32 protein-coding genes are annotated in these 22,942 nt (G+C 59.4%); 2 read left to right on the top strand and 30 right to left on the bottom strand.

What is annotated here, in order from left to right; genetic code table 11:
* Positions 1–89 precede the first annotated feature (89 nt).
* From CAG46_RS22385 to CAG46_RS22375, 3 genes are read right to left on the bottom strand one after another with little or no spacing between them, the layout of a single operon-like run.
* Entirely contained in the window at positions 90–851 is a 762-nt protein-coding gene (locus CAG46_RS22385) for an SDR family NAD(P)-dependent oxidoreductase (protein ID WP_025337497.1), read from the bottom strand.
* A gap of 21 nt (positions 852–872) precedes the next feature.
* The gene (locus tag CAG46_RS22380; RefSeq protein ID WP_046615926.1) at positions 873–1,658 is read right to left on the bottom strand and encodes a TSUP family transporter; all 786 of its coding nucleotides are present in this window, start codon (positions 1,656–1,658) and stop codon (positions 873–875) included.
* 31 nt (positions 1,659–1,689) lie between these two features.
* A complete protein-coding gene (locus CAG46_RS22375) occupies positions 1,690–2,715 on the bottom strand; it encodes a TauD/TfdA family dioxygenase (protein WP_075044434.1) in 1,026 nt (341 codons plus the stop codon).
* 443 nt (positions 2,716–3,158) lie between these two features.
* Between CAG46_RS22375 and CAG46_RS22370 the strand changes: the two genes are divergently transcribed.
* Positions 3,159–4,559, top strand: a complete 1,401-nt coding sequence (locus CAG46_RS22370) for a PLP-dependent aminotransferase family protein (RefSeq protein WP_085617770.1) — start codon at positions 3,159–3,161, stop codon at positions 4,557–4,559.
* Between the two features lie 191 nt (positions 4,560–4,750).
* Here the strand turns inward: CAG46_RS22370 and CAG46_RS22365 are convergent, their stop codons facing one another.
* A complete protein-coding gene (locus CAG46_RS22365) occupies positions 4,751–5,293 on the bottom strand; it encodes a single-stranded DNA-binding protein (protein WP_021783897.1) in 543 nt (180 codons plus the stop codon).
* A gap of 9 nt (positions 5,294–5,302) precedes the next feature.
* Entirely contained in the window at positions 5,303–6,697 is a 1,395-nt protein-coding gene (locus CAG46_RS22360; RefSeq protein WP_085617767.1) for an MFS transporter, read from the bottom strand.
* A 129-nt stretch (positions 6,698–6,826) separates the two neighbouring features.
* Here CAG46_RS22360 and uvrA point away from each other — a divergent pair, with 129 nt between their 5' ends.
* The gene (gene uvrA / locus CAG46_RS22355; RefSeq protein WP_075044431.1) at positions 6,827–9,661 is read left to right on the top strand and encodes an excinuclease ABC subunit UvrA; all 2,835 of its coding nucleotides are present in this window, start codon (positions 6,827–6,829) and stop codon (positions 9,659–9,661) included.
* 135 nt (positions 9,662–9,796) lie between these two features.
* Here uvrA and bfr read toward each other — a convergent pair whose 3' ends face one another.
* From bfr to rpsS, 25 genes are all read right to left on the bottom strand, one after another.
* Positions 9,797–10,261: a bacterioferritin gene (gene bfr / locus CAG46_RS22350; RefSeq protein WP_003257116.1), complete on the bottom strand. Its 465-nt coding sequence runs from the start codon at positions 10,259–10,261 to the stop codon at positions 9,797–9,799.
* Between the two features lie 163 nt (positions 10,262–10,424).
* The gene (locus CAG46_RS22345; protein WP_085617765.1) at positions 10,425–11,864 is read right to left on the bottom strand and encodes a catalase; all 1,440 of its coding nucleotides are present in this window, start codon (positions 11,862–11,864) and stop codon (positions 10,425–10,427) included.
* A gap of 172 nt (positions 11,865–12,036) precedes the next feature.
* Complete coding sequence (rplQ, locus tag CAG46_RS22340; RefSeq protein WP_003255451.1) at positions 12,037–12,423, bottom strand: 50S ribosomal protein L17; 387 nt, start codon at positions 12,421–12,423, stop codon at positions 12,037–12,039.
* 42 nt (positions 12,424–12,465) lie between these two features.
* A complete protein-coding gene (gene rpoA, locus CAG46_RS22335; RefSeq protein WP_003255452.1) occupies positions 12,466–13,467 on the bottom strand; it encodes a DNA-directed RNA polymerase subunit alpha in 1,002 nt (333 codons plus the stop codon).
* Between the two features lie 22 nt (positions 13,468–13,489).
* Positions 13,490–14,110 (bottom strand): 30S ribosomal protein S4, encoded by a 621-nt coding sequence (rpsD, locus tag CAG46_RS22330; RefSeq protein ID WP_085617763.1) that lies wholly within the window; start codon positions 14,108–14,110, stop codon positions 13,490–13,492.
* Positions 14,111–14,125: 15 nt separating this feature from the next.
* Positions 14,126–14,515, bottom strand: coding sequence for a 30S ribosomal protein S11 (rpsK, locus tag CAG46_RS22325; RefSeq protein ID WP_003255454.1), 390 nt, complete (start codon positions 14,513–14,515; stop codon positions 14,126–14,128).
* Positions 14,516–14,533: 18 nt separating this feature from the next.
* The gene (gene rpsM, locus CAG46_RS22320; protein WP_003257112.1) at positions 14,534–14,890 is read right to left on the bottom strand and encodes a 30S ribosomal protein S13; all 357 of its coding nucleotides are present in this window, start codon (positions 14,888–14,890) and stop codon (positions 14,534–14,536) included.
* A 131-nt stretch (positions 14,891–15,021) separates the two neighbouring features.
* Complete coding sequence (rpmJ, locus tag CAG46_RS22315) at positions 15,022–15,138, bottom strand: 50S ribosomal protein L36 (RefSeq protein ID WP_002555468.1); 117 nt, start codon at positions 15,136–15,138, stop codon at positions 15,022–15,024.
* Between the two features lie 28 nt (positions 15,139–15,166).
* Entirely contained in the window at positions 15,167–16,498 is a 1,332-nt protein-coding gene (secY, locus tag CAG46_RS22310) for a preprotein translocase subunit SecY (protein ID WP_003257108.1), read from the bottom strand.
* Complete coding sequence (gene rplO, locus CAG46_RS22305; RefSeq protein WP_003257107.1) at positions 16,499–16,933, bottom strand: 50S ribosomal protein L15; 435 nt, start codon at positions 16,931–16,933, stop codon at positions 16,499–16,501. It abuts the gene before it with no gap.
* Positions 16,934–16,936: 3 nt separating this feature from the next.
* On the bottom strand, positions 16,937–17,113 hold the full coding sequence (rpmD, locus tag CAG46_RS22300; RefSeq protein WP_003255463.1) for a 50S ribosomal protein L30: 177 nt from the start codon (positions 17,111–17,113) through the stop codon (positions 16,937–16,939).
* A gap of 2 nt (positions 17,114–17,115) precedes the next feature.
* Positions 17,116–17,616: a 30S ribosomal protein S5 gene (gene rpsE / locus CAG46_RS22295; RefSeq protein ID WP_003255465.1), complete on the bottom strand. Its 501-nt coding sequence runs from the start codon at positions 17,614–17,616 to the stop codon at positions 17,116–17,118.
* Positions 17,617–17,619: 3 nt separating this feature from the next.
* Positions 17,620–17,970, bottom strand: coding sequence for a 50S ribosomal protein L18 (rplR, locus tag CAG46_RS22290; protein WP_009397496.1), 351 nt, complete (start codon positions 17,968–17,970; stop codon positions 17,620–17,622).
* A 10-nt stretch (positions 17,971–17,980) separates the two neighbouring features.
* Positions 17,981–18,514: a 50S ribosomal protein L6 gene (gene rplF / locus CAG46_RS22285; protein WP_009681972.1), complete on the bottom strand. Its 534-nt coding sequence runs from the start codon at positions 18,512–18,514 to the stop codon at positions 17,981–17,983.
* A gap of 12 nt (positions 18,515–18,526) precedes the next feature.
* Positions 18,527–18,919, bottom strand: coding sequence for a 30S ribosomal protein S8 (rpsH, locus tag CAG46_RS22280; RefSeq protein WP_009681971.1), 393 nt, complete (start codon positions 18,917–18,919; stop codon positions 18,527–18,529).
* A 209-nt stretch (positions 18,920–19,128) separates the two neighbouring features.
* Entirely contained in the window at positions 19,129–19,434 is a 306-nt protein-coding gene (rpsN, locus tag CAG46_RS22275) for a 30S ribosomal protein S14 (protein WP_013970638.1), read from the bottom strand.
* A 13-nt stretch (positions 19,435–19,447) separates the two neighbouring features.
* Entirely contained in the window at positions 19,448–19,987 is a 540-nt protein-coding gene (gene rplE / locus CAG46_RS22270; RefSeq protein ID WP_003257095.1) for a 50S ribosomal protein L5, read from the bottom strand.
* A gap of 20 nt (positions 19,988–20,007) precedes the next feature.
* A complete protein-coding gene (rplX, locus tag CAG46_RS22265) occupies positions 20,008–20,322 on the bottom strand; it encodes a 50S ribosomal protein L24 (RefSeq protein WP_016715319.1) in 315 nt (104 codons plus the stop codon).
* A gap of 11 nt (positions 20,323–20,333) precedes the next feature.
* The gene (rplN, locus tag CAG46_RS22260) at positions 20,334–20,702 is read right to left on the bottom strand and encodes a 50S ribosomal protein L14 (protein WP_002555479.1); all 369 of its coding nucleotides are present in this window, start codon (positions 20,700–20,702) and stop codon (positions 20,334–20,336) included.
* 23 nt (positions 20,703–20,725) lie between these two features.
* Positions 20,726–20,992, bottom strand: coding sequence for a 30S ribosomal protein S17 (rpsQ, locus tag CAG46_RS22255; RefSeq protein WP_003255478.1), 267 nt, complete (start codon positions 20,990–20,992; stop codon positions 20,726–20,728).
* Between the two features lie 2 nt (positions 20,993–20,994).
* Positions 20,995–21,186, bottom strand: a complete 192-nt coding sequence (gene rpmC / locus CAG46_RS22250; protein WP_002555481.1) for a 50S ribosomal protein L29 — start codon at positions 21,184–21,186, stop codon at positions 20,995–20,997.
* Entirely contained in the window at positions 21,186–21,599 is a 414-nt protein-coding gene (gene rplP, locus CAG46_RS22245; RefSeq protein WP_003255479.1) for a 50S ribosomal protein L16, read from the bottom strand. The genes rpmC and rplP overlap by 1 nt, the downstream gene beginning before the upstream one ends.
* A gap of 12 nt (positions 21,600–21,611) precedes the next feature.
* Entirely contained in the window at positions 21,612–22,298 is a 687-nt protein-coding gene (rpsC, locus tag CAG46_RS22240; RefSeq protein ID WP_003255481.1) for a 30S ribosomal protein S3, read from the bottom strand.
* 13 nt (positions 22,299–22,311) lie between these two features.
* Positions 22,312–22,644: a 50S ribosomal protein L22 gene (gene rplV, locus CAG46_RS22235; protein ID WP_003103908.1), complete on the bottom strand. Its 333-nt coding sequence runs from the start codon at positions 22,642–22,644 to the stop codon at positions 22,312–22,314.
* Between the two features lie 11 nt (positions 22,645–22,655).
* Positions 22,656–22,931 carry a 30S ribosomal protein S19 gene (gene rpsS, locus CAG46_RS22230; protein ID WP_003255482.1) on the bottom strand — a complete coding sequence of 92 codons (276 nt, stop codon included), beginning with the start codon at positions 22,929–22,931 and terminating at the stop codon, positions 22,656–22,658.
* Between the last annotated feature and the right edge of the window lie 11 nt (positions 22,932–22,942).

Raw genomic sequence — 22,942 nt, 5'->3', positions numbered from 1 at the left:
CTGCACATGCCCGAAGCAGAGCGCTATTCCTGTGGGAGCGGGCGTGCCCGCGAACACCGGCAACGCCGGTGCCATCCACCACCGGCCGATCAGCAAGCCGGCAGGTTGCGCACCACGTTCAGCGCCGCACTGCTCTGGGCCACCGGCATGATCTCGATGGTATTGATGTTCACATGCGCCGGCTGCTCGGCAATCCAAGCCACCGTGGCCGCGATGTCCTCGGGCAGGATGGCCTCCACATCCCGATACAACGCCTGCACGGCATCCAGGTCACCGTTCAGGCGCACCACCGAGAAATCGGTCCCCGAGCACAGCCCAGGCTCGATGTTGCTCACTCGCACGCGGGTGCCCGCCAGGTCGGCGCGCAGGTTGAGGCTGAACTGGCGGACAAAGGCCTTGCTGGCGCCATACACGTTACCGCCCGGGTAGGGGTAGGTGCCGGCGATCGAGCCGATGTTGATGATCATGCCGCTGTCGGCTTCCACCATCTGCGGCAGAATCTTGTGGGTGACCATGGCCAGGCCGGTGATGTTGGTGTCGATCATCCGCTGCCAGTTTTCCGCACTGCTGGCCTGGGCACGGTCCACGCCCAGCGCCAGCCCGGCATTGTTGACCAGCAGGTCGATCTGCAGCGAAGCATCACGAATCTGCTCGACCGCCGTCTCGAGCGACACCGGGTCGGTGACGTCCAGTGCCAGCGGAATGAAATTGACGCCCAGCTCGGCCTCCAGCGCTTGCAGCTTGTCCATGCGCCGGGCGCCACCGATCACGCGGTAGCCTTTGCCGATCAAGGTACGGCAGATGGCGCGGCCAAAGCCCGAGGAGGCGCCGGTTACGAATGCGGTTTTCATCAGTTGTCTCCTATGGAAGGGTCAGGCCAGGTACTTCACGCCCAGGCTGGTGAACAGGCAGAGCATCGAGAACACCAGCGCCTTGCGCACCACTTCGTTGCCCTTGCGCAAGGCCAGTGCGCTGCCCAGGTGGTTACCGAGGATGTTGCAGGCCACCAGCGGCAACGCCAGCAGGTAGACGACCTTGCCGGCAATGACGAAGGCCACCAGGGCGCCGATGTTGGACGCGAAGTTGAAGGTTTTGGAGTTGGCCGAGCTGGAGACCAGGTCCATGCGCAGCAGGTAATGGAAAGCAATGATGAACATGCTGCCGGTACCGGGGCCGAAGAAGCCGTCATAGAAACCGATGGCCAGGCAGGTCAGCGGGACCACGGTGAACAGCATGCGCGATGACAGTTCGCGCTCCTCGACCGGGCGGTCCTTGGGGGTGAGGAATATGAGGATGCCGAAGGGGATCAGCGCCAAGATGATCTTGCCCACGGTTTCCTGGGAGATCGACACGATCAGGTGCGCCCCCAGGTAGGCACCGAGCAGCGAGAATGGCACGCCGACCAGCGCCACCTTCCAGACCATCTTGCTGTTGGCCAGGAAGTTGCGGATGGCCGCCAGCGTGCCGAGGGTACTGACGAGTTTTTCCTGACCCAGGGCAACCTGAGGTGGCATGCCAACCAGCAGAAAGCCCGGCACCAGGAACAGCCCACCGCCACCGGCAATGCTGTCGACGAAGCCGGCAACGAAGGCAATCGCCCCGAGCATGAGGATCGCCAGCAACCAGTGTTCCGCCCAGAAAGCGCCTAACAGTTCCATAACAGTACGTCCATAGAGTCAGTGAAAGGGATCAGGAGAGAACTTCGTAGAGGTGATCAGCCCGGGCGAAGTGCACCCGGTTCAGGTCGTTGACCGCGAACAGGCGCAACAGCCAGCGGTCGGCACCATCGTTCTGTGGCTCGAAGCCATCGCGGGCATGCAGCACGCGCTGGTTCTTGAAGATCATGAAATCGCCCGGCAGCAGCAGGTGCGGCTCATCGAAGCGGCGGGTTTCCAGCACACTGCGCAGGCTGCCCAGGGCCTGCTCGGCACGCAGATTCAGGCCGTGGGTGTTTTCACTGTCGAAGCGACACAACCATTCGCCAGCGTGACCACGCGCCAGGACTGGCAGCTCGGCGGTACAACGACGATTGCCGGTGAACGAGTCCGGGCGGCGGATTTCGAACTGCGGCAGGCACAGTTCGCGCACGGTCGATGCAGGTAGCGCTGCAACCACTGCATCGAGGTTTACCAGTGTGGTGCTGATGCGCGGATCACAGCGCATCCCGAAGAACGACAGGTACTCCGGGCAACAGGAAGCGGTGCCAAGCGGCTCGGAAGACAGCGGCAGGTCCGGGTTGTCCACATGATAGGAAAAGCGCAGCCGCGAACCATGGGAGCTCTTGTGGCTGGAAGAACTGCGCGACGGAATGACATGGCGGAACAGGCGGCCATCGTTCTCCCCCTCATAAACCACCGGGTTGATCCCCATCAGGCTCTGCATGGTCAGGCTGACCAGGCAGGCAATGGGTGTGCTGCGCGGACTGAGCACGCCCGAATAGGGCGTGGGCGGGATGTCCCGGTCGCGGGGGCAGTTGCGCACGATCATGCTGGTCAGGTGCGGGTCTTCGACAAAGCCGCGGATCTGCTGGCACAGCGCCTTGCCCAGCACTTCCTGCGCCTGATCCTTGATCTGTGGGTAAAGCTCTTTGCTCGTCTCGAAATCGAGCGGGGTGTTGTTCAGCAGGGTTTGCCAGGCGCTGGAGGTGACCCAGGGCAGGCGGATCTCCAATGAGGTCCGAGGCTCGGCCCCTTGATGCAGTTGTGCGCTTTCCATTTCGAGTGATATTCCATTGAGCTGGCTTGAGGCCGTTCGGTGTCGTGCTAAGCCGGGCAGAGGCGGCAGACGTTGTATTTTTTGAAGCCGTTCACAGCTGTGCGATGCCAGCAATGAAAGCCGCTGGGGCAATCGCACATTGCATCGACTCAATCATTGTAATTACAAAAATAGAGTCGATTCAATTCATTTTCGATCGCATAAAACAGCGGGATTGAATCGATTCAATCAAATCATTGATTTCAAAAGGTTTCCATCTGCCATCACGAGATGCGGAGGACAGACGGCGAAGGGATCGCCTTGTGACAGCGGGCGTTCGATATGAACGCACGACAACCTCAAGCGACTCAATCGAGGTAATTTACCCGTACGAAAACACAATTACTTCCATCAGACCTTTCGTGCTAGGCTTCCGCGTTCTCGCAGATTCTGGTGCCATTTCTATGTGGGTTCCTCACTACAGCGACCTGGCGCAGCCGGTCTATCTGATGATTGCCGACGCCTTGGAGCAAGACATTGGCAGTGGCCGGCTGGTGGCTGGCGAACGCTTGCCGACACTCAAGGACCTGGCCGAGTCCCTGAACGTGACGCCCGGCACCATCGGGCGCGCTTACGACGAAGCTGCCAAGCGCGGCCTGGTGGTAGGCGAAGTCGGCCGCGGCACCTTCGTGCTGCAGCAACGGCAGCTGCAAAGCTCTCCTCCTGCCCCGGTCGCACGGCCGAAGCCCGTGGCCGCCGAACGTGAGAGCGGCCAGATCGACCTGTCGATCATCAAACCCAACGATGCCCACATGACCGACTGGCTGCGCGGAGCCATAAACGAGCTGGCCGCGTCGCCCGACTTGGCGCAGGTACTCGACTACGTCACCGATGGCGGCCATGCGACCCACAAGCAGGCCGGTGCCGCCTGGATCCAACGCTGGCTGCCCGAGGCACGCTGGCAGCAGGTGGTGCTTACCTCAGGGGCCCAGCACGGCCTGCTTGTGGCCATCAGCAGCCTGTCGAAGAGCGACGATGTGGTGCTGTGCGAGTCGTTCTGCTACCCAGGCATCATCTCCCTGGCCCACAGCATGGGCCGCCGCCTGCGCGGCGTGGCCATGGACGAGCACGGCCTGATTCCCGAGGCATTGCGCGCGGCGTGCCTGGAGCACCGCCCTTCCCTGCTGGTGTGCGTCACCACCCACCAGAACCCGACCAACTCGATCATGCCCCACGCACGGCGCCAGGCCATCGCCGAGATCGCCCGCGAGTTCGACCTGTTCATCGTCGATGACGATATCTACGGTTTCCTTGAACCCGCACCGGATTACCAGCCACTGGCGGCGTATGCGCCCGAACGCTCGGTGTACCTCACCAGCCTGTCCAAAAGTGTGCTGCCGGCACTGCGCATCGGTTACCTGTATGCCCCACCGCAAACCCTCTCGCGGCTTTCGTCGATGGTACGCAGCAGCGTCTGGATGCCATCACCGTTGATGGCGCAACTGGCCAGCAACCTGATCAACAGCGGCATGGCCGACCAGCTGGTGCGGGAACAACAGGAGGAGGCGGCCGCGCGCCAGCAAATGGCCCGGGAGATCCTTGGCAAGTACAAGATCCGCAGCCAGCCCAACAGCTTCCACATCTGGCTGGAGTTGCCGGAGCCGTGGACCAGCGACGAATTCGCCAACCTGGCGCGTAACAACGGCGTCACGGTAGTCAGTGGCAGCCAGTTCCTGCCAGAACGCAGCCACGCCAACTGCGGCGTGCGCATCGCCCTGATGGCCCCCAGCCGCCAGGAACTGGGCTTTGCCCTGACCAAGCTGGTCAGCTTGCTGGACTCGCCGGAGCCGCGGTTGTTCTATTGAAGCTGACCGATTGGACCCGCCCTTACATAACGCTGTGAATTAGCAGGAACACTGTGGGAGCGGCTTTAGCCGCGAACACCGGCGCAGCCGGTGCCATCCTTCAGAAGCCCCTCACAGGATGGCTGCCCATAAAAAAAACCCAGGGCAACTGCCCTGGGTTTCTGGTCTTGTCAGACGCCTAACCGTTCGAATCAGAACGGAATATCGTCATCGAAGCTGTCGAAGTCAGCCGCCGGCTGCGGGGCTGGCTGCTGCGGTGCCGGGCGCTGAGGGGCCTGTTGCGGGCGCTGGGCCTGTTGACGTGGCGGGGCCTGGTTGTACTGCTGCTGGCCGCCACCGTAGTTGCCGCCACCCTGGTTGTACGGGTCACCGCCCTGCTGCTGGCCCTGCGGACGACCGCCGAGCAGCTGCATGGTGCCGTTGATGTCGACGATAATCTCGGTGGTGTAACGCTTGATGCCGTCTTTTTCCCACTCGCGAGTCTGCAGCTTGCCTTCGATGTAGCACTGCGAACCCTTGCGCAGGTATTCGCCGGCGATTTCGGCAACCTTGCCGAACAGCGACACACGGTGCCACTCGGTACGCTCGACCTTCTGGCCCGACTGCTTGTCGGTCCACTGCTCGCTGGTAGCCAGGCTCAGGTTGGTCACGGCGTTACCGTTGGGCAGGTAGCGGACTTCGGGATCCTGGCCACAGGTGCCGACCAGAATGACTTTGTTAACCCCACGGGCCATAACGTTCTCCTAGGCTTCGCACGCCGAAGAGGCCGGGTTCACCAGGCGCTCGAGGGTCGTACGGTCCAAAATTTTCGTATCCAGTTTGATATAGATGGCGGCTTCTTCCGCCACCACGACGGCGTCGGTCACACCTGGCACAGCCATCAGGCGCTCGGTCAGGCCGGCTTCCCGGACTGCCTCTGGCGTCAGCGGCATGCGCAGGCTGGTCACATAGGGCGGCTCGTTCATGCGCAAGGCGACGACCAACCAGATGGCACACAGTACCGCACAACCGAGGAACACCATGTTCAGCCCGCCGTGCTGGAACAACCAGCCACCGAGGATTCCTCCCAGGGCAGCGCCGAGGAACTGGCTGGTGGAGTAGACCCCCATTGCCGTCCCCTTGCCACCTGCAGGCGACACCTTGCTCACCAGCGAAGGCAGCGATGCCTCCAGCAGGTTGAATGCAGTAAAGAATACCACGGTGCCGATCACCAGTCCGCGCAAACCGTCAGCCCACTGCCAGAAGAACACCTCCACCAGCAGCAACACACTGACCGCCCCGGCCAGCACGCGTTTCATCTTGCGCTTTTTTTCGCCATAGATGATGAACGGGACCATTGCAAAAAATGAGATGCACAACGCGGTCAGGTACACCCACCAGTGCTGCTCCTTCGGCAGGCCGCCGCGCTCGACAAAGGCCAGCGGCAATGCGACGAAGCTGGCCATGAGGATGGCGTGGAGGATGAAGATGCCCACATCCAGGCGCAGAAGGTCCGGATGGCGCAGGGTCGGGCCGATGGCCTGGCGCGCCACACCCGACTCACGGTGCTGCAGGATGCTGTGGGTATTGGGCACCACAAAGGCGATCAGCAGGATGCCGACCAGGGCAAGTCCTGCCGTGGCGAGGAACAATCCTGACAAGCCAAAGGCACGAGTCAGCAATGGGCCAACGACCATGGCGACAGCAAACGACAGGCCGATGCTCATGCCGATCATGGCCATGGCCTTGGTCCGGTGCTGCTCGCGCGTGAGGTCGGACAGCAGCGCCATGACCGCAGCGGAAATCGCCCCGGCGCCCTGCAGGATACGCCCGGCGATCACTCCCCAGATGGAGTCGGCCTGGGCCGCCAATACACTACCCAGGGCAAAGATGACCAACCCCAGGTAAATCACCGGCCGGCGGCCGATGCGATCGGAAATCATCCCGAACGGGATCTGCAATACGGCCTGCGTCAGGCCATAGGCACCAATGGCCAGGCCGATCAGAGCAGGCGTGGCACCGGCCAGGTCCATCCCGTAGGTGGCCAGCACCGGCAAGACCATGAACATGCCCAGCATACGAAAGGCAAAGACCAGGGCCAGGCCGCCAGCGGCGCGGGTTTCGCTGCCACTCATGCGTTCGTTGTGGGTGTCGTGCATGGATTAATCTCGTGTGAACCGGCGGCGATTCTATCAGTCCGACAGCTTGACGGCATCTACGCGACGCTTTGCCGCGTACTGGCAGCGCGCCGTATACTTCCTTGTTTATGCCCGCCGAGCGAGGCCGCAGTGGACAAGATCCTGATTCGTGGGGCACGTACCCACAACCTGAAGAACATCGACCTGACCCTGCCCCGGGACAAGCTGATCGTGATCACCGGCCTGTCCGGTTCCGGCAAGTCGTCCCTGGCGTTCGACACCCTGTACGCCGAAGGCCAGCGCCGCTATGTGGAATCGCTGTCGGCCTACGCCCGGCAGTTCCTGTCGATGATGGAAAAGCCCGACGTCGATACCATCGAGGGCCTGTCGCCAGCCATTTCCATCGAGCAGAAGTCGACCTCGCACAACCCCCGCTCCACGGTCGGCACCATCACCGAAATCTACGACTATCTGCGCCTGCTGTACGCCCGCGTCGGCACCCCACGCTGCCCGGACCACGATATCCCGCTGGAGGCGCAAACGATCAGCCAGATGGTCGACCTGGTGCTGGAGCGCCCGGAAGGCAGCAAGCTGATGCTGCTGGCGCCGGTGGTGCGCGAGCGCAAGGGCGAGCACCTGGCAGTGTTCGACGAGCTGCGCGCCCAGGGCTTTGTGCGCGCCCGGGTCAACGGCAAGCTCTACGAACTCGACGAACTGCCCAAGCTGGACAAGCAGAAAAAACACAGCATCGATGTGGTGGTGGACCGTTTCAAGGTCCGCGCCGACCTGCAACAGCGCCTGGCCGAGTCGTTCGAGACCGCGCTAAAGCTGGCCGACGGCATCGCCCTGGTGGCACCGATGGATGACGAACAAGGCGAAGAGACGATCTTCTCCGCGCGTTTCGCCTGCCCGGTCTGTGGTCATGCCATCAGCGAGCTGGAACCGAAGCTGTTCTCCTTCAACAACCCCGCCGGCGCCTGCCCGACCTGCGATGGCCTGGGGGTGAAGCAGTTCTTCGACACCAAGCGCCTGGTCAATGCCGAGCTCACCTTGGCCGAAGGCGCGATCCGCGGCTGGGACCGGCGCAACGTGTACTACTTCCAGATGCTCGGCTCGCTGGCCGCGCATTACGGCTTCAGCCTGGAGGAACCATTCGGCCAGCTTTCGGCCGAGCACCAGAAGGTGATCCTTCAGGGCAGCGGCAAGCAGAGCGTCGACTTCAAGTACCTCAACGACCGTGGCGACATCGTCAAGCGCTCGCACCCTTTCGAAGGCATCGTGCCGAACCTGGAGCGCCGCTACCGCGAGACCGAGTCGGCCACCGTGCGCGAAGAACTGGCCAAGTTCCTCGGCACCCAGCCCTGCCCGGATTGCCGCGGCACCCGCCTGCGCCGTGAGGCACGGCACGTGTGGGTGGGCGAAAAAACCCTGCCGGCGGTGACCAACCTGCCTATCGGTGAAGCCAGCAACTATTTCGGCGAGCTGACCCTGACCGGTCGCCGTGGCGAGATTGCGGCAAAGATCCTCAAGGAAATCTGCGAGCGCCTGCAGTTCCTGGTCAACGTCGGTCTCGACTATCTCACCCTGGACCGCAGCGCCGATACCCTGTCCGGTGGCGAAGCGCAGCGTATCCGCCTGGCCAGCCAGATCGGCGCTGGCCTGGTGGGGGTAATGTACATCCTCGATGAGCCGTCCATCGGCCTTCATCAGCGTGACAATGACCGCCTGCTGGCCACCCTCAACCACCTGCGCGACCTGGGCAACACGGTGATCGTGGTGGAACACGACGAGGACGCCATCCGCCTGGCCGACTACGTGGTGGACATCGGCCCGGGGGCCGGCGTGCACGGTGGGCAGATCGTCGCCGAGGGCTCGCCGCAGGAGGTCATGGCCCACCCCGACTCGCTGACCGGCAAGTACCTGTCCGGGCGCAAGAAGATCGTGGTGCCGGCCAAGCGCACGCCGCGCAACAAGAAGCTGCAGCTCAAGCTCAAGGGCGCGCGTGGCAACAACCTGCAAAACGTCGACCTGGAAGTCCCGATCGGCCTGCTGACCTGCGTGACCGGGGTGTCCGGCTCCGGCAAGTCGACGCTGATCAACAACACCCTGTTCCCACTGGCCGCCACCGCCCTGAATGGCGCAAGCAGCCTGGAAGCGGCGCCGCATGCCAGCATGGATGGCCTGCAGCACCTGGACAAGGTGGTGGATATCGACCAGAGCCCGATCGGCCGCACTCCTCGCTCTAACCCGGCGACCTACACCGGCATCTTCACACCGATCCGCGAGCTGTTCTCCGGCGTGCCGGAATCGCGTTCGCGCGGGTATGGTCCGGGGCGTTTCTCGTTCAACGTCAAGGGGGGCCGTTGCGAGGCCTGCCAGGGCGATGGCCTGATCAAGGTGGAGATGCACTTCCTGCCGGACATCTACGTGCCGTGCGACGTGTGCAAGAGCAAGCGCTACAACCGCGAAACCCTGGAGATCAAGTACAAGGGCAAGAACATCCACGAGGTGCTGGAGATGACCATCGAGGATGCCCGCGAGTTCTTCGACGCAGTGCCGGCGCTGGCGCGCAAGCTGCAGACGTTGATGGATGTGGGGCTGTCGTACATCAAGCTGGGGCAGTCGGCGACCACCCTGTCGGGTGGTGAGGCCCAGCGAGTCAAGCTATCGCGCGAACTGTCCAAGCGTGACACCGGCAAGACCCTGTACATCCTCGATGAGCCGACCACGGGCCTGCACTTTGCCGATATCCAGCAGTTGCTGGATGTGCTGCATCGCCTGCGCGACCACGGCAATACCGTGGTGGTGATCGAGCACAACCTGGATGTGATCAAGACCGCGGACTGGCTGGTGGATCTGGGGCCGGAGGGTGGCTCGAAAGGTGGGCAGATCATTGCCTGCGGTACGCCAGAAGAACTGAGTACGATGAAACAGTCGTATACCGGGCACTACCTGAAACCGTTGCTGGAGCGGGATCGGGCGTAAGGCCCTTGGGGGCGCTTTGCGCCCCTTTCGCGACACAAGGCCGCTCCTACAGGCGATCGCGTAATCTCTGGATTGACGCGTTCAAATGTAGGAGCGGCCTTGTGTCGCGATAGGGCTGCAAAGCAGCCCAGGCTTTTACATCTGCGACTGCAGGTAATTCTCCAGGCCAATGGCCTTGATCAGCCCCTGCTGCTTCTCCAGCCAGTAGGTGTGATCTTCTTCGGTATCAGCCAACTGAGCGCGCAGGATGTCGCGGCTGATGTAGTCCTTGTGCAGCTCGCACAGCTCGATGCCTTTGCACAGAGCGCCGCGTACCTTGTACTCGAGCTTGAGGTCAGCCTCGATCATTTCCGGCACGGTGCTACCCACTTCCAGGTCGTCCGCGCGCATGTCAGGGGTGCCTTCGAGCATGAGGATGCGACGCATCAGGGCATCTGCGTGCTGCGTCTCTTCTTCCATTTCGTGGTTGATGCGCTCGTAGAGCTTGGACAGGCCCCAGTCTTCGTACATACGCGAGTGAATGAAGTACTGGTCACGCGCCGCCAGTTCGCCCTTCAGCAGCGTAACGAGGTAGTTGATTACGTCCGGGTGACCTTGCATCGCCCTGCTTCTCCATGTGAAAACGTCTATGCCACATAGTGTGAACCAGCTTTTGCCTGCGGTCACTGAAAACCGCGCAATTAGAAGCAAAAAATCGGTTAAACAGTAGTGATATTCATTGAAAAACCGCCCAAATGAGGGCGGTTCTTCTTATCACTTCGACTTAGGCGAGATTGATGCCCAAGGCCTTGGCAACCCCTTCGCCATAGGCCGGATCGGCCTTGAAGAAGTATTGCAACTGACGCTGGATCACGTCTTCGCTGACGCCTGCCATGGTGCCGGCAATGTTGTTTATCAGCAGGGCTTTCTGCTCATCGTTCATCAGGCGGAACAGCGCGCCGGCGTGGCTGTAGTAGTCGGTGTCTTCGCGGTGGTCGTAACGGTCTGCGGAACCATTCAGGGCCAGCGCAGGCTCGGCGTGGCGTGGCGACTGCTTCGGTGCATCGCTGTAGCTGTTGGGCTCATAGTTCGGCGCGCTGCCGTAACTGCCAGCGGCCATGGAACCATCACGCTGGTAGCTGTTGACCGGGCAGCGTGGTGCGTTCACCGGCAGCTGCTGGTGGTTGGTACCCACCCGGTAGCGATGCGCGTCGGCGTAGGCGAATACCCGCCCTTGCAGCATGCGGTCCGGCGACAGGCCAACACCCGGCACCATGTTGCTCGGGCCAAACGCAGCTTGCTCGACCTCGGCAAAGTAGTTGAGCGGGTTACGGTTGAGCACCAGCACGCCCACTTCAATCAGCGGGTAGTCCTTCTGCGACCAGGTCTTGGTCACGTCGAAGGGGTTTTCGTCGCGGCTGGCAGCCTCGGCTTCGCTCATCACCTGGATGCATACGGACCAGCGTGGGTAATCGCCCCGCTCGATGGCTTCGAACAGGTCGCGCTGGGCGTAGTCCGGGTCAGTACCTGCCAGGCGCGCGGCATCTGCCGGTGCGAGGTTCTTGATGCCTTGCTGGGTCTTGAAGTGCCATTTGACCCAGGTGCGTTCACCCTTGGCATTGATCAGGCTGTAGGTATGGCTACCAAAGCCGTGCATGTGGCGGTAGCCGTCCGGAATGCCGCGATCGGAGAACAGAATGGTGACCTGATGCAGCGCCTCGGGAGAGTGCGACCAGAAGTCCCACATCATCTGAGCGTTCTTCAGGTTGGATTGCGGGTGACGCTTCTGGGTGTGGATAAAGTCGGGGAACTTCAGTGGGTCGCGGATGAAGAACACCGGCGTGTTGTTGCCGACGATGTCCCAGTTGCCTTCCTCGGTGTAGAACTTGACGGCGAAACCACGGGGATCGCGCTCGGTATCAGCGGAGCCACGCTCACCACCAACGGTGGAGAAGCGCAGGAAGGTTTCGGTCTGCTTGCCAACCTGTTCAAACAACTTGGCACTGGTGTATTCGGTGATATCGCGGGTGACGGTAAAGGTGCCGTAGGCGCCCGAGCCTTTTGCGTGTACGCGGCGCTCAGGAATGTTCTCGCGGTTGAAGTGGGCGAGCTTCTCGATCAGGTGGAAGTCGTCGAGCAGCAGCGGGCCGCGCGGGCCGGCGGAACGGGAATTCTGGTTGTCTGCTACAGGTGCACCGCTGGCGGTGGTGAGAATCTTGCTCATGGGCTCTCCTTATCGGTCTTCAAGCGCCGGCTAATCGGCTCTGGAGAGAGTATTGACGAGCAAGGTTACAAGAACAAATGCATTACATGACTTGTATCAATAGAAATAAACAATACATCCTGAAACAAAAAACCGGGCACGGGGCCCGGTTCTTTGTAGCAGACAGAACGTCTTACTCAGCAGCTTCTACAGCACCGCCGACCGGACGATCAACCAGCTCGACGTACGCCATAGGAGCGTTGTCGCCAGCGCGGAAACCGCACTTCAGGATGCGCAGGTAGCCGCCCTGACGGGTGGCGTAACGCTTGCCCAGGTCGTTGAACAGCTTGCCAACAGCGGACTTCGAACGGGTACGATCGAAGGCCAGACGGCGGTTAGCTACGCTGTCTTCCTTGGCCAGGGTGATCAGCGGCTCGGCAACGCGGCGCAGTTCCTTGGCTTTCGGCAGGGTGGTTTTGATCAGCTCGTGCTCGATCAGCGACACTGCCATGTTCTGGAACATAGCCTTGCGGTGAGAGCTGGTACGGCTCAGGTGACGTCCACTTTTACGATGACGCATGATTCATTCCTTACCAAACACTACGTTCGGTGATTACGACGATCAGGCGGTCGCCTTGTCGTCTTTCTTAAGACTTGCAGGCGGCCAGTTGTCGAGGCGCATGCCGAGAGACAGACCACGAGAGGCCAGGACGTCCTTGATTTCAGTCAGGGACTTCTTGCCCAGGTTAGGAGTCTTCAACAGCTCTACTTCGGTACGCTGAATCAGGTCGCCGATGTAGTAGATGTTCTCCGCCTTGAGGCAGTTGGCCGAACGTACAGTCAGTTCCAGGTCGTCAACCGGACGCAGCAGGATCGGATCGATCTCGTCTTCCTGCTCGACTACGACAGGCTCGCTGTCACCTTTGAGGTCGACGAACGCGGCCAGCTGCTGTTGCAGGATGGTCGCAGCGCGGCGGATAGCCTCTTCAGGATCCAGGGTGCCGTTGGTTTCCAGATCAATGACCAGCTTGTCCAGGTTGGTACGCTGTTCAACACGGGCGTTCTCGACCACATAGGCGATACGACGCACCGGGCTGAACGAAGCGTCCAACTGCAGACGGCCAATGCTACGGCTTTCGTCTTCGTCGGTTTGACGGGAGTCGGCCGGCTCGTAACCACGACCACGAGCTACAGTGAGCTTCATGTTCAGGGCGCCGTTCGACGCCAGGTTCGCGATTACGTGATCGGGGTTGACGATCTCGACATCGTGATCCAGCTGAATATCGGCAGCGGTAACCACCCCCGAACCCTTTTTCGACAAGGTCAGCGTAACTTCGTCACGACCGTGCAGTTTGATAGCCAGGCCTTTCAGGTTCAACAGGATTTCAATGACGTCTTCCTGAACACCTTCGATCGCGGAGTACTCGTGGAGTACGCCGTCGATCTCGGCCTCGACTACTGCACAGCCAGGCATGGAGGACAACAGGATGCGGCGCAGCGCGTTGCCCAGGGTATGGCCGAAACCACGCTCGAGAGGCTCGAGCGTAATCTTGGCGCGGGTCGGACTGACTACCTGCACATCAATGTGGCGGGGAGTCAGGAACTCATTTACCGAAATCTGCATGGATGCACCTATTTTCTAGCCCTTACTTGGAGTAGAGCTCGACAATCAGGTTCTCGTTGATGTCGGTAGACAGGTCGCTGCGAGCAGGAACGTTCTTGAAAACGCCCGACTTTTTAGCAGCATCCACGTCAACCCACTCAACGCGGCCACGCTGGGCGCACAGTTCAAGGGCTTGAACAATGCGCAGCTGGTTCAGCGACTTCTCGCGAACCGCGACCACGTCACCCGGACGAACTTGGTAGGATGGAATGTTTACAGTCTTACCGTTGACGCTGATCGCTTTGTGCGAAACCAGCTGACGGGACTCGGAACGAGTCGAGCCGAAGCCCATACGGTAGACGACGTTATCCAGACGGCACTCGAGCAGTTGCAGCAGGTTCTCACCGGTTGCGCCTTTTTTCGAGGCTGCAGCCTGGTAGTAACCGCGGAACTGACGCTCCAGAACACCGTAGATACGACGAACTTTTTGCTTCTCGCGCAGCTGGGTACCGTAGTCGGACTGACGGCCACGGCGCTGGCCGTGGATACCTGGGGCTGCTTCGATGTTGCACTTCGATTCCAGAGCGCGAACGCCGCTCTTCAGGAACAGGTCAGTGCCTTCACGACGAGACAGTTTGCATTTTGGACCAATGTAACGTGCCATTTATCTGTCTCCTGATTACACGCGACGCTTCTTCGGCGGACGGCACCCGTTGTGCGGGATTGGCGTCACGTCGGTGATGCTGGCGATCTTGTAGCCGCAGCTGTTCAGTGCACGAACGGCGGACTCACGACCTGGACCTGGACCCTTGACGTTTACGTCGAGGTTCTTCAGACCGTATTCCAGCGCAGCTTGACCAGCACGCTCAGCAGCGATCTGGGCTGCGAACGGGGTGGATTTGCGCGAACCACGGAAACCCGAACCACCGGAGGTCGCCCAGGACAAAGCGTTGCCCTGACGGTCGGTGATGGTCACGATGGTGTTGTTGAAAGAGGCATGGATGTGGGCGATGCCATCAACCACTGTCTTTTTGACTTTCTTACGAGGACGAGCAGCAGGTTTTGCCATGTCTATATTCCTGGGCGATTACTTGCGGATCGGCTTACGCGGGCCCTTACGGGTGCGTGCGTTGGTCTTGGTGCGCTGACCGCGAACCGGCAGACCTTTACGATGACGCAGGCCGCGGTAGCAACCCAGGTCCATCAAGCGCTTGATCTTCATGTTGATGTCACGACGCAGGTCACCTTCGGTGGTGAACTTCGCGACTTCGCCACGCAGGGTTTCGATTTGCTCGTCGCTCAGATCCTTGATCTTAGCGGCTGGGTTTACACCAGCGTCTGCACAGATCTTCTGTGCAGTAGTGCGACCGACACCATAGATGTAGGTCAGCGAGATAACAGCATGCTTGTTATCTGGAATGTTGACGCCTGCAATACGGGCCATTCAGTGGGACTCCAATTGACAGCTACCTACGCCCCGGAAGCCAAGAAATAGGGCGCGAGATAATATCGCTGTAGAAACGAATAATCAACCCAGCAGCACACTAGCTGCTGGGTTTGAAGCGCAGATCACACTCAGCCTTGGCGCTGTTTGTGACGCGGTTCCGCGCTGCAGATCACTCGTACGACGCCTTCGCGACGGATGATCTTGCAGTTACGGCACAGCTTTTTCACCGATGCACGAACTTTCATTACCGACTCCTCGAACCTTAGGGGCGTATCAGCGCAGCAGACCGCTGCCACCATAGCCTTTCAGGTTGGCTTTCTTCATCAGGGATTCGTACTGGTGCGAAACGAGGTGCGATTGTACTTGGGACATGAAGTCCATCACAACCACTACCACAATCAGCAACGAGGTCCCGCCAAGGTAGAACGGCACATTTGCTGCCACCACCAGGAACTGGGGCAGAAGGCAGACGGCCATCATGTAAAGAGCACCGAACATGGTCAGACGGGTCAGAACGCCATCAATGTAGCGTGCCGACTGCTCACCAGGACGGATACCCGGAATAAAGGCACCGGACTTCTTCAGGTTTTCCGCTACGTCTTTCGGGTTGAACATCAGCGCTGTGTAGAAGAAACAGAAGAAAATGATCCCTGCACTAAACAGCAGAATGTTCAACGGCTGACCAGGAGCGATCGACTGCGAGATGTCCTGCAGCCAGCCCATACCTTCGGACTGACCGAACCAGGCACCCAGCGAAGCCGGGAACAGCAGAATGCTGCTCGCGAAAATGGCCGGGATAACCCCCGCCATGTTCACCTTCAGCGGCAAGTGGCTGGTCTGCGCAGCGAAGACCTTGCGGCCCTGCTGACGCTTGGCGTAGTGAACGGCGATACGACGCTGACCACGCTCAATGAACACCACGAAGCCGATAATCGCTACTGCCAGCAAACCGATAGCGACCAGGGCGAAAATGTTGATATCGCCTGTGCGTGCAGACTCGAAAGACTGCCCGATTGCTCTCGGAAGACCGGCAACGATACCCGCGAAGATCAACATCGAGATACCGTTGCCCACACCGCGCTCGGTGATCTGCTCGCCCAGCCACATCATGAACATCGCGCCCGCCACGAAGGTGGAGACGGCGACGACATGGAAGCCCAGGCCTACAGAAAACGCCACGCCCTGGTTGGCCAGGCCAATGGACATGCCAATGGCTTGAACCAGTGCCAGGATAACGGTGCCGTAGCGGGTGTACTGGCTGATCTTGCGACGGCCAGCTTCACCTTCCTTCTTCAACTGCTCCAGTTGCGGGCTGACCGCCGTCATCAGTTGCATGATGATCGATGCCGAGATGTACGGCATGATCCCCAGTGCAAAGATGCTCATGCGCTCGAGCGCGCCACCGGAAAACATGTTGAACAAGCTAAGAATGGTCCCCTCATTCTGCCGAAACAGATCCGCCAGACGGTCTGGATTGATGCCAGGAACCGGGATATGCGCACCTATCCGATAGACGATGATCGCCATGAACAGAAAGCGCAGACGAGCCCAGAGTTCCGACATCCCGCCCTTACCGAGCGAAGAGAGAGCACCTTGCTTAGCCATTTATTCCTCGAACTTGCCGCCAGCTGCTTCGATAGCCGCACGCGCACCCTTGGTGGCTGCGATACCCTTGATGGTGACTGCGCGAGTGACTTCGCCAGACAGCATGATTTTCACGCGCTGTACGTTCTGGCCGATCACGTTGGCATCCTTCAGGGATTGCACGGAGATCACGTCGCCTTCCACCTTGGCCAGCTCGGACAGACGCACTTCGGCGCGGTCCATGGCTTTCAGGGAAACGAAGCCGAACTTCGGCAGACGACGGTGCAGCGGCTGTTGACCGCCTTCGAAGCCAGGAGCGATCGAACCACCCGAACGGGAAGTCTGACCTTTGTGGCCACGGCCGCCGGTCTTACCCAGACCGCTACCGATACCACGACCTGGACGATGCTTCTCGCGACGGGAACCCGGCGCTGGACTCAGATCATTGAGTTTCATCGATTAACCCTCGACCTTCAGCATGTAGTAAGCCTTGTTGATCATCCCGCGGTTTTCGGGAGTATCCTGGACTTCTACAGTGTGACCGATGCGACGCAGACCCAGGCCCTTAACGCACAGCTTGTGGTTAGGCAGACGGCCCGAGACGCTCTTGATCAGCGTTACTTTTACGGTTGCCATGATCAGAAGATCTCCTCGACGCTCTTGCCGCGCTTGGCAGCAATGGATTCAGGAGATTGCATGGCTTTCAGACCCTTGAAGGTGGCGTAAACCACGTTCACTGGGTTGGTCGAACCGTAGCACTTGGCCAGAACGTTCTGAACACCAGCAACTTCCAGGACAGCACGCATTGCGCCACCGGCGATGATACCGGTACCTTCCGAGGCAGGCTGCATGTAAACCTTCGAGGCGCCGTGGGCAGCCTTGGTGGCGTACTGCAGGGTGGTGCCCTTCAGGTCAACCTGAATCATGTTGCGGCGAGCAGCTTCCATGGCCTTCTGGATCGCGGCAGGTACTTCGCGCGACTTGCCACGGCCGAAGCCAACACGACCTTTACCATCACCTACCACGGTCAGCGCGGTGAAGGTGAAGATACGGCCGCCTTTTACGGTTTTGGCAACGCGGTTAACTTGAACCAGCTTCTCGATGTAGCCTTCGTCGCGCTTTTGATCGTTATTTGCCATAACTTAGAACTCCAGCCCGCCTTCACGAGCAGCATCAGCCAGCGCTTTGACGCGGCCATGGTACTTGAAGCCGGAACGGTCAAAGGCAACTTGAGATACACCGGCGGCTTTCGCACGCTCAGCTACCAGCTTGCCAACCTTAGTGGCCGCGTCGATGTTGCCAGTGGCGCCATCACGCAGTTCTTTGTCCAAGGTCGAGGCGCTTGCCAGAACCTTGCTGCCGTCGGCCGAAATGACCTGGGCGTAGATGTGCTGCGAGGAGCGGAACACGCACAGGCGCACGACTTCGAGTTCGTGCATCTTGAGACGTGCTTTGCGAGCGCGACGCAGTCGAGTAACTTTTTTGTCGGTCATTTGCTAGGCCCTACTTCTTCTTGGCTTCTTTACGACGGACTACTTCGTCCGCGTAACGCACACCCTTGCCTTTGTAAGGCTCTGGCGGACGGAAGTCGCGGATTTCAGCGGCCACCTGACCCACCAGCTGCTTGTCGATACCCTTGATCAGGATGTCGGTCTGGCTTGGGGTTTCAGCGGTGATACCGGCTGGCAGTTCGTAGTCCACTGGGTGCGAGAAGCCCAGGGCCAGGTTCAGGACGGTGCCCTTGGCCTGTGCCTTGTAACCAACACCGACCAGCTGGAGCTTGCGCTCGAAGCCTTGGCTTACGCCCTGGACCATGTTGTTCACCAGAGCGCGGGTGGTACCGGCCATGGCGCGAGCTTGCTGGTCACCGTTGCGAGCGACGAAACGCAGCTCGCCAGACTCTTCGGTAACTTCAACAGACGAGTGAACGTTCAGTTCGAGAGTGCCTTTGGCACCCTTCACCGAAAGCTGCTGGCCGGCGAATTTGACTTCGACGCCTGCTGGCAGCTTAACGGGGTTCTTAGCGACGCGAGACATGCCTATCTCCCCTTAGAACACTGTGCACAGAACTTCGCCGCCGACACCGGCAGCGCGTGCAGCGCGATCAGTCATCACACCTTTGTTGGTGGAGACGATAGACACGCCCAGACCGCCACGTACTTTCGGCAGCTCTGCGACGGACTTGTACTGGCGCAGGCCTGGACGGCTGGAGCGCTTCAGTTCCTCGATGACCGGACGGCCTTCGAAGTACTTCAGTTCGATCGACAGGGAAGGCTTGGCCTCACCAGTTACCTGGTAGCCGGCGATGTAACCTTCGTCTTTCAGAACTTTGGCAACCGCGACCTTCAGGGTGGAGGAAGGCATGCTTACGACGGACTTTTCAGCCATCTGGGCATTACGGATGCGAGTTAGCATGTCCGCTAACGGGTCCTGCATACTCATGGGCTAGATGCTCCTGATACAAGAATTATTAGCCTTGCGGCTATCACAACCACCCGAGCGGACAGGGCAAAAAACCCAGGCTCAGGTGAGCCGGTCATTCTAGACACAAGGTAGAAACGAAACAAGCCCCATATAGGGGCTTGTTTGTTGGCGAGGTCACCGGCGGTCGGAAGATTGCTCCCCTTCCGCCGGGATCCAGCCTGTAGCGATTACCAGGAGGCCTTGACCAGACCTGGTACGTCACCGCGCATTGCAGCTTGACGCAGCATGTTACGGCCCAGGCCGAACTTACGGTATACACCGTGAGGACGACCGGTCAGGCGGCAACGGTTGCGCAGACGCGAAGCGGAGGCATCACGTGGCTGCTTCTGCAGGGCGACAACGGCAGCGAAACGCTCTTCAGGAGAGGCGTTCAGGTTGACGATGGTCGCTTTCAGCTCGGCACGCTTTTTGGCGTACTTGGCTACCGTGAGCTGACGCTTCAGCTCGCGGTTTTTCATGCTCTTCTTGGCCATTTTCCTACTCCAATCAGTTGCGGAACGGGAACTTGAAAGCACGCAGCAGAGCGCGGCCTTCGTCGTCCGAACGAGCAGTGGTGGTCAGGGTGATGTCCAAACCGCGCAGAGCATCGATCTTGTCGTAGTCGATTTCCGGGAAGATGATCTGCTCTTTCACGCCCATGCTGTAGTTGCCACGGCCATCGAAGGACTTGGCATTCAGGCCGCGGAAGTCGCGAACCCGAGGCAGGGAGATCGCCAGCAGGCGGTCCAGGAATTCGTACATCTTGTCGCGACGCAGGGTCACCTTGACACCGATCGGCCAGCCTTCACGGACTTTGAAGCCCGCGATGGATTTACGAGCGAAAGTCACGACCGGCTTTTGACCGGTGATCTTTTCCAGGTCGGCAACAGCGTGCTCGATGACTTTCTTGTCGCCGATCGCTTCGCCCAGACCCATGTTCAGGGTGATCTTGGTAACGCGCGGAACTTCCATCACGTTCGACAGCTTAAGTTCTTCCTTAAGCTTAGGAGCGATTTCGTTCCGGTAAATCTCTTTCAGTCGTGCCATGGTCTTCTACCTAGCAGTGTTCAAGCATCAACCGCTTTTTGGGTCGACTTGAAGACACGAATTTTTTTACCGTCTTCTACTTTGAAACCAACGCGGTCAGCCTTGTTGGTTTCGCCGTTGAAGATGGCAACGTTGGAAGCGTGCAGAGGCGCTTCTTTTTCGACGATACCGCCCTGTACGCCCGCCATCGGGTTAGGCTTGGTATGACGCTTGACCAGGTTCACACCACCAACGACCAGACGGTCATCAGCCAGAACCTTCAGCACCTTACCGCGCTTACCTTTGTCTTTGCCGGCGATCACGATGATCTCGTCGTCACGACGAATCTTTTGCATGTCGGATCTCCTTACAGCACTTCAGGGGCGAGCGAGACGATCTTCATGAACTTCTCAGTACGAAGTTCACGGGTCACTGGCCCGAAGATGCGAGTGCCGATCGGCTCTTGCTTGTTGTTCAGCAGAACAGCAGCGTTGCCGTCGAAACGAATGATGGAACCGTCAGCGCGACGAACACCGTGACGGGTGCGCACGACAACAGCAGTCATCACTTGGCCTTTCTTGACCTTACCGCGCGGAATTGCTTCCTTGACGGTTACCTTGATGATGTCACCGATGCCGGCGTAACGGCGGTGCGAACCGCCGAGCACCTTGATGCACATGACGCGACGAGCGCCGCTGTTATCGGCCACATCGAGCATGGATTGAGTCTGAATCATAAAATTTCTCCGACCCCTAGCCCTTAGACTTCAACAGCGCGTTCGAGGACTTCAACCAGTGCCCAGGACTTGGTCTTGGCCAGCGGACGGGTTTCACGGATGGAAACCTTGTCGCCGATCTTGCACTGGTTGGCTTCGTCGTGCGCGTGCAGCTTAGTCGAACGCTTAACGTATTTACCGTAGATCGGGTGCTTTACGCGACGCTCGATCAGAACGGTGATGGTCTTGTCCATTTTGTCGCTGACGACACGGCCAGTCAGCGTACGGACGGTTTTTTCAGCTTCAGCCATGATCACTTACCTGCCTGCTGGTTGAGCACAGTTTTCACGCGAGCGATGTCACGCTTAACTTGCGAGAGCAGGTGCGACTGCCCCAACTGGCCAGTTGCTTTCTGCATACGCAGATTGAACTGGTCGCGCAGCAAGCCGAGCAGTTGCTCATTCAGTTGCTGTGCCGATTTTTCACGAAGTTCATTCGCTTTCATCACATCACCGTCCGCTTAACAAAGGAGGTGGCGAGAGGCAGCTTTGCAGCAGCCAGGGCGAAAGCTTCGCGCGCCAGCTCTTCAGAAACACCCTCGATTTCATACAGGACTTTGCCTGGCTGAATCTGGGCAACCCAGTATTCCACGGAACCCTTACCTTTACCCATACGAACCTCGAGAGGCTTCTTGGAGATCGGCTTGTCCGGGAACACACGGATCCAGATCTTACCGCCACGTTTTACGTGACGGGTCAGCGCACGACGTGCGGACTCGATCTGGCGAGCGGTGAGGCGACCGCGAGCAACAGCTTTCAGGGCGAATTCGCCGAAGCTGACTTTGCTACCGCGCAGTGCCAGACCACGGTTGTGGCCAGTCATCTGCTTGCGGAATTTTGTACGCTTTGGTTGCAACATTTGGCGTACCCCTTACTTAGCAGCTTTTTTACGAGGCGCTGGTGCTTGTGGTTTCAGTTCTTCTTGGCGACCACCAATAACTTCGCCTTTGAAGATCCAAACCTTCACACCGATCACACCGTAAGTGGTGTGAGCTTCGTAGGTGTTGTAGTCGATATCGGCACGCAGGGTGTGCAGAGGCACACGACCTTCGCGATACCACTCGGTACGAGCAATCTCAGCACCGCCGAGACGACCGCTCACCTGGATCTTGATGCCCTTGGCACCAATACGCATGGCGTTCTGTACGGCGCGCTTCATGGCGCGACGGAACATTACGCGGCGTTCCAGCTGCTGAGCTACGCTCTGCGCAACCAGCATAGCGTCGAGTTCCGGCTTGCGGATCTCTTCGATGTTGATGTGCACAGGCACACCCATCTGCTTGGTCAGGTCCTGACGCAGCTTCTCGACATCTTCACCTTTCTTACCGATAACGATACCGGGACGAGCGGTGTGGATGGTGATGCGTGCAGTTTGAGCCGGACGATGAATATCGATACGGCTTACGGACGCGCTTTTTAGTTTGTCCTGGAGGTACTCACGCGTTTTCAGATCCTTCAACAGGTAATCTGCGTAAGTAGCACCGTCTGCGTACCAGACGGAGGTGTGCTCCTTGACGATTCCCAGGCGAATGCCAGTGGGATGTACTTTCTGACCCATCTGATCGACTCCGTTACTTGTCCGCAACCTTGACAGTGATATGGCAAGACCGCTTGACGATGCGATCAGCACGGCCTTTGGCACGTGGCATGATGCGCTTCAGCGAACGCCCTTCGTTGACGAAGACGGTGGAGACCTTCAGGTCATCAACGTCTGCGCCTTCGTTGTGTTCGGCGTTGGCAACGGCCGACTCGAGGACTTTCTTCATGATTTCAGCGGCTTTTTTGCTGCTGAAGGCCAACAGGTTGAGCGCTTCGCCCACCTTCTTCCCGCGGATCTGGTCGGCGACCAAGCGGGCTTTCTGGGCGGAGATGCGAGCGCCCGACAACTTAGCGGCTACTTCCATTTCCTTACCCCTTAACGCTTGGCTTTCTTGTCAGCCACGTGCCCGCGATAGGTGCGGGTACCGGCGAACTCGCCCAGTTTGTGGCCGACCATGTCTTCGTTCACCAGAACTGGGACATGTTGACGACCGTTGTGTACCGCGATGGTCAGACCGACCATTTGTGGCAGGATCATCGAACGGCGCGACCAGGTTTTAACTGGCTTGCGATCGTTCTTCTCCACCGCCACTTCGACCTTCTTCAGCAGGTGAAGATCGATAAAAGGACCTTTTTTCAGAGAACGTGGCACTGTCGTATCCC

Source organism: Pseudomonas sp. B23(2017) (assembly GCF_002113725.1).
GTDB classification, from domain to species: Bacteria; Pseudomonadota; Gammaproteobacteria; order Pseudomonadales; family Pseudomonadaceae; genus Aquipseudomonas; species Aquipseudomonas putida_Z.
This window is presented reverse-complemented; position numbering and strand designations above follow the sequence as displayed.

Excerpts from the sequence above, each read along its gene's own strand:
- CAG46_RS22360 (WP_085617767.1), bottom strand. The coding sequence starts at position 6,697 with ATGCACGACACCCACAACGAACGCATGAGTGGCAGCGAAACCCGCGCC.
- CAG46_RS22365 (WP_021783897.1), bottom strand. The coding sequence starts at position 5,293 with ATGGCCCGTGGGGTTAACAAAGTCATTCTGGTCGGCACCTGTGGCCAG.
- CAG46_RS22375 (WP_075044434.1), bottom strand. The coding sequence starts at position 2,715 with ATGGAAAGCGCACAACTGCATCAAGGGGCCGAGCCTCGGACCTCATTG.
- rplN (WP_002555479.1), bottom strand. The coding sequence starts at position 20,702 with ATGATTCAGACTCAATCCATGCTCGATGTGGCCGATAACAGCGGCGCT.
- rpsC (WP_003255481.1), bottom strand. The coding sequence starts at position 22,298 with ATGGGTCAGAAAGTACATCCCACTGGCATTCGCCTGGGAATCGTCAAG.
- rplQ (WP_003255451.1), bottom strand. The coding sequence starts at position 12,423 with ATGCGTCATCGTAAAAGTGGACGTCACCTGAGCCGTACCAGCTCTCAC.
- rpsD (WP_085617763.1), bottom strand. The coding sequence starts at position 14,110 with ATGGCACGTTACATTGGTCCAAAATGCAAACTGTCTCGTCGTGAAGGC.
- rpmD (WP_003255463.1), bottom strand. The coding sequence starts at position 17,113 with ATGGCAACCGTAAAAGTAACGCTGATCAAGAGCGTCTCGGGCCGTCTG.
- rpsE (WP_003255465.1), bottom strand. The coding sequence starts at position 17,616 with ATGGCAAATAACGATCAAAAGCGCGACGAAGGCTACATCGAGAAGCTG.
- rplF (WP_009681972.1), bottom strand. The coding sequence starts at position 18,514 with ATGTCTCGCGTCGCTAAGAACCCCGTTAAGCTGCCAGCAGGCGTCGAA.
- rplP (WP_003255479.1), bottom strand. The coding sequence starts at position 21,599 with ATGTTGCAACCAAAGCGTACAAAATTCCGCAAGCAGATGACTGGCCAC.
- rpsN (WP_013970638.1), bottom strand. The coding sequence starts at position 19,434 with ATGGCCAAGAAGAGCATGAAAAACCGCGAGCTGAAGCGTCAGCTCACG.
- CAG46_RS22345 (WP_085617765.1), bottom strand. The coding sequence starts at position 11,864 with ATGAGCAAGATTCTCACCACCGCCAGCGGTGCACCTGTAGCAGACAAC.
- rplE (WP_003257095.1), bottom strand. The coding sequence starts at position 19,987 with ATGGCACGACTGAAAGAGATTTACCGGAACGAAATCGCTCCTAAGCTT.
- rplR (WP_009397496.1), bottom strand. The coding sequence starts at position 17,970 with ATGACCGACAAAAAAGTTACTCGACTGCGTCGCGCTCGCAAAGCACGT.
- rplO (WP_003257107.1), bottom strand. The coding sequence starts at position 16,933 with ATGAAACTCAATGATCTGAGTCCAGCGCCGGGTTCCCGTCGCGAGAAG.
- secY (WP_003257108.1), bottom strand. The coding sequence starts at position 16,498 with ATGGCTAAGCAAGGTGCTCTCTCTTCGCTCGGTAAGGGCGGGATGTCG.
- CAG46_RS22385 (WP_025337497.1), bottom strand. The coding sequence starts at position 851 with ATGAAAACCGCATTCGTAACCGGCGCCTCCTCGGGCTTTGGCCGCGCC.
- rpsK (WP_003255454.1), bottom strand. The coding sequence starts at position 14,515 with ATGGCAAAACCTGCTGCTCGTCCTCGTAAGAAAGTCAAAAAGACAGTG.
- bfr (WP_003257116.1), bottom strand. The coding sequence starts at position 10,261 with ATGCAAGGTCACCCGGACGTAATCAACTACCTCGTTACGCTGCTGAAG.
- rpoA (WP_003255452.1), bottom strand. The coding sequence starts at position 13,467 with ATGCAGATTTCGGTAAATGAGTTCCTGACTCCCCGCCACATTGATGTG.
- rpsH (WP_009681971.1), bottom strand. The coding sequence starts at position 18,919 with ATGAGTATGCAGGACCCGTTAGCGGACATGCTAACTCGCATCCGTAAT.
- rpmJ (WP_002555468.1), bottom strand. The coding sequence starts at position 15,138 with ATGAAAGTTCGTGCATCGGTGAAAAAGCTGTGCCGTAACTGCAAGATC.
- CAG46_RS22370 (WP_085617770.1), top strand. The coding sequence starts at position 3,159 with ATGTGGGTTCCTCACTACAGCGACCTGGCGCAGCCGGTCTATCTGATG.
- rplV (WP_003103908.1), bottom strand. The coding sequence starts at position 22,644 with ATGGAAGTAGCCGCTAAGTTGTCGGGCGCTCGCATCTCCGCCCAGAAA.
- rplX (WP_016715319.1), bottom strand. The coding sequence starts at position 20,322 with ATGCAAAAGATTCGTCGTGACGACGAGATCATCGTGATCGCCGGCAAA.
- rpsM (WP_003257112.1), bottom strand. The coding sequence starts at position 14,890 with ATGGCCCGTATTGCAGGCGTCAACATTCCAGATAACAAGCATGCTGTT.
- rpsQ (WP_003255478.1), bottom strand. The coding sequence starts at position 20,992 with ATGGCTGAAGCTGAAAAAACCGTCCGTACGCTGACTGGCCGTGTCGTC.
- CAG46_RS22380 (WP_046615926.1), bottom strand. The coding sequence starts at position 1,658 with ATGGAACTGTTAGGCGCTTTCTGGGCGGAACACTGGTTGCTGGCGATC.
- rpmC (WP_002555481.1), bottom strand. The coding sequence starts at position 21,186 with ATGAAAGCGAATGAACTTCGTGAAAAATCGGCACAGCAACTGAATGAG.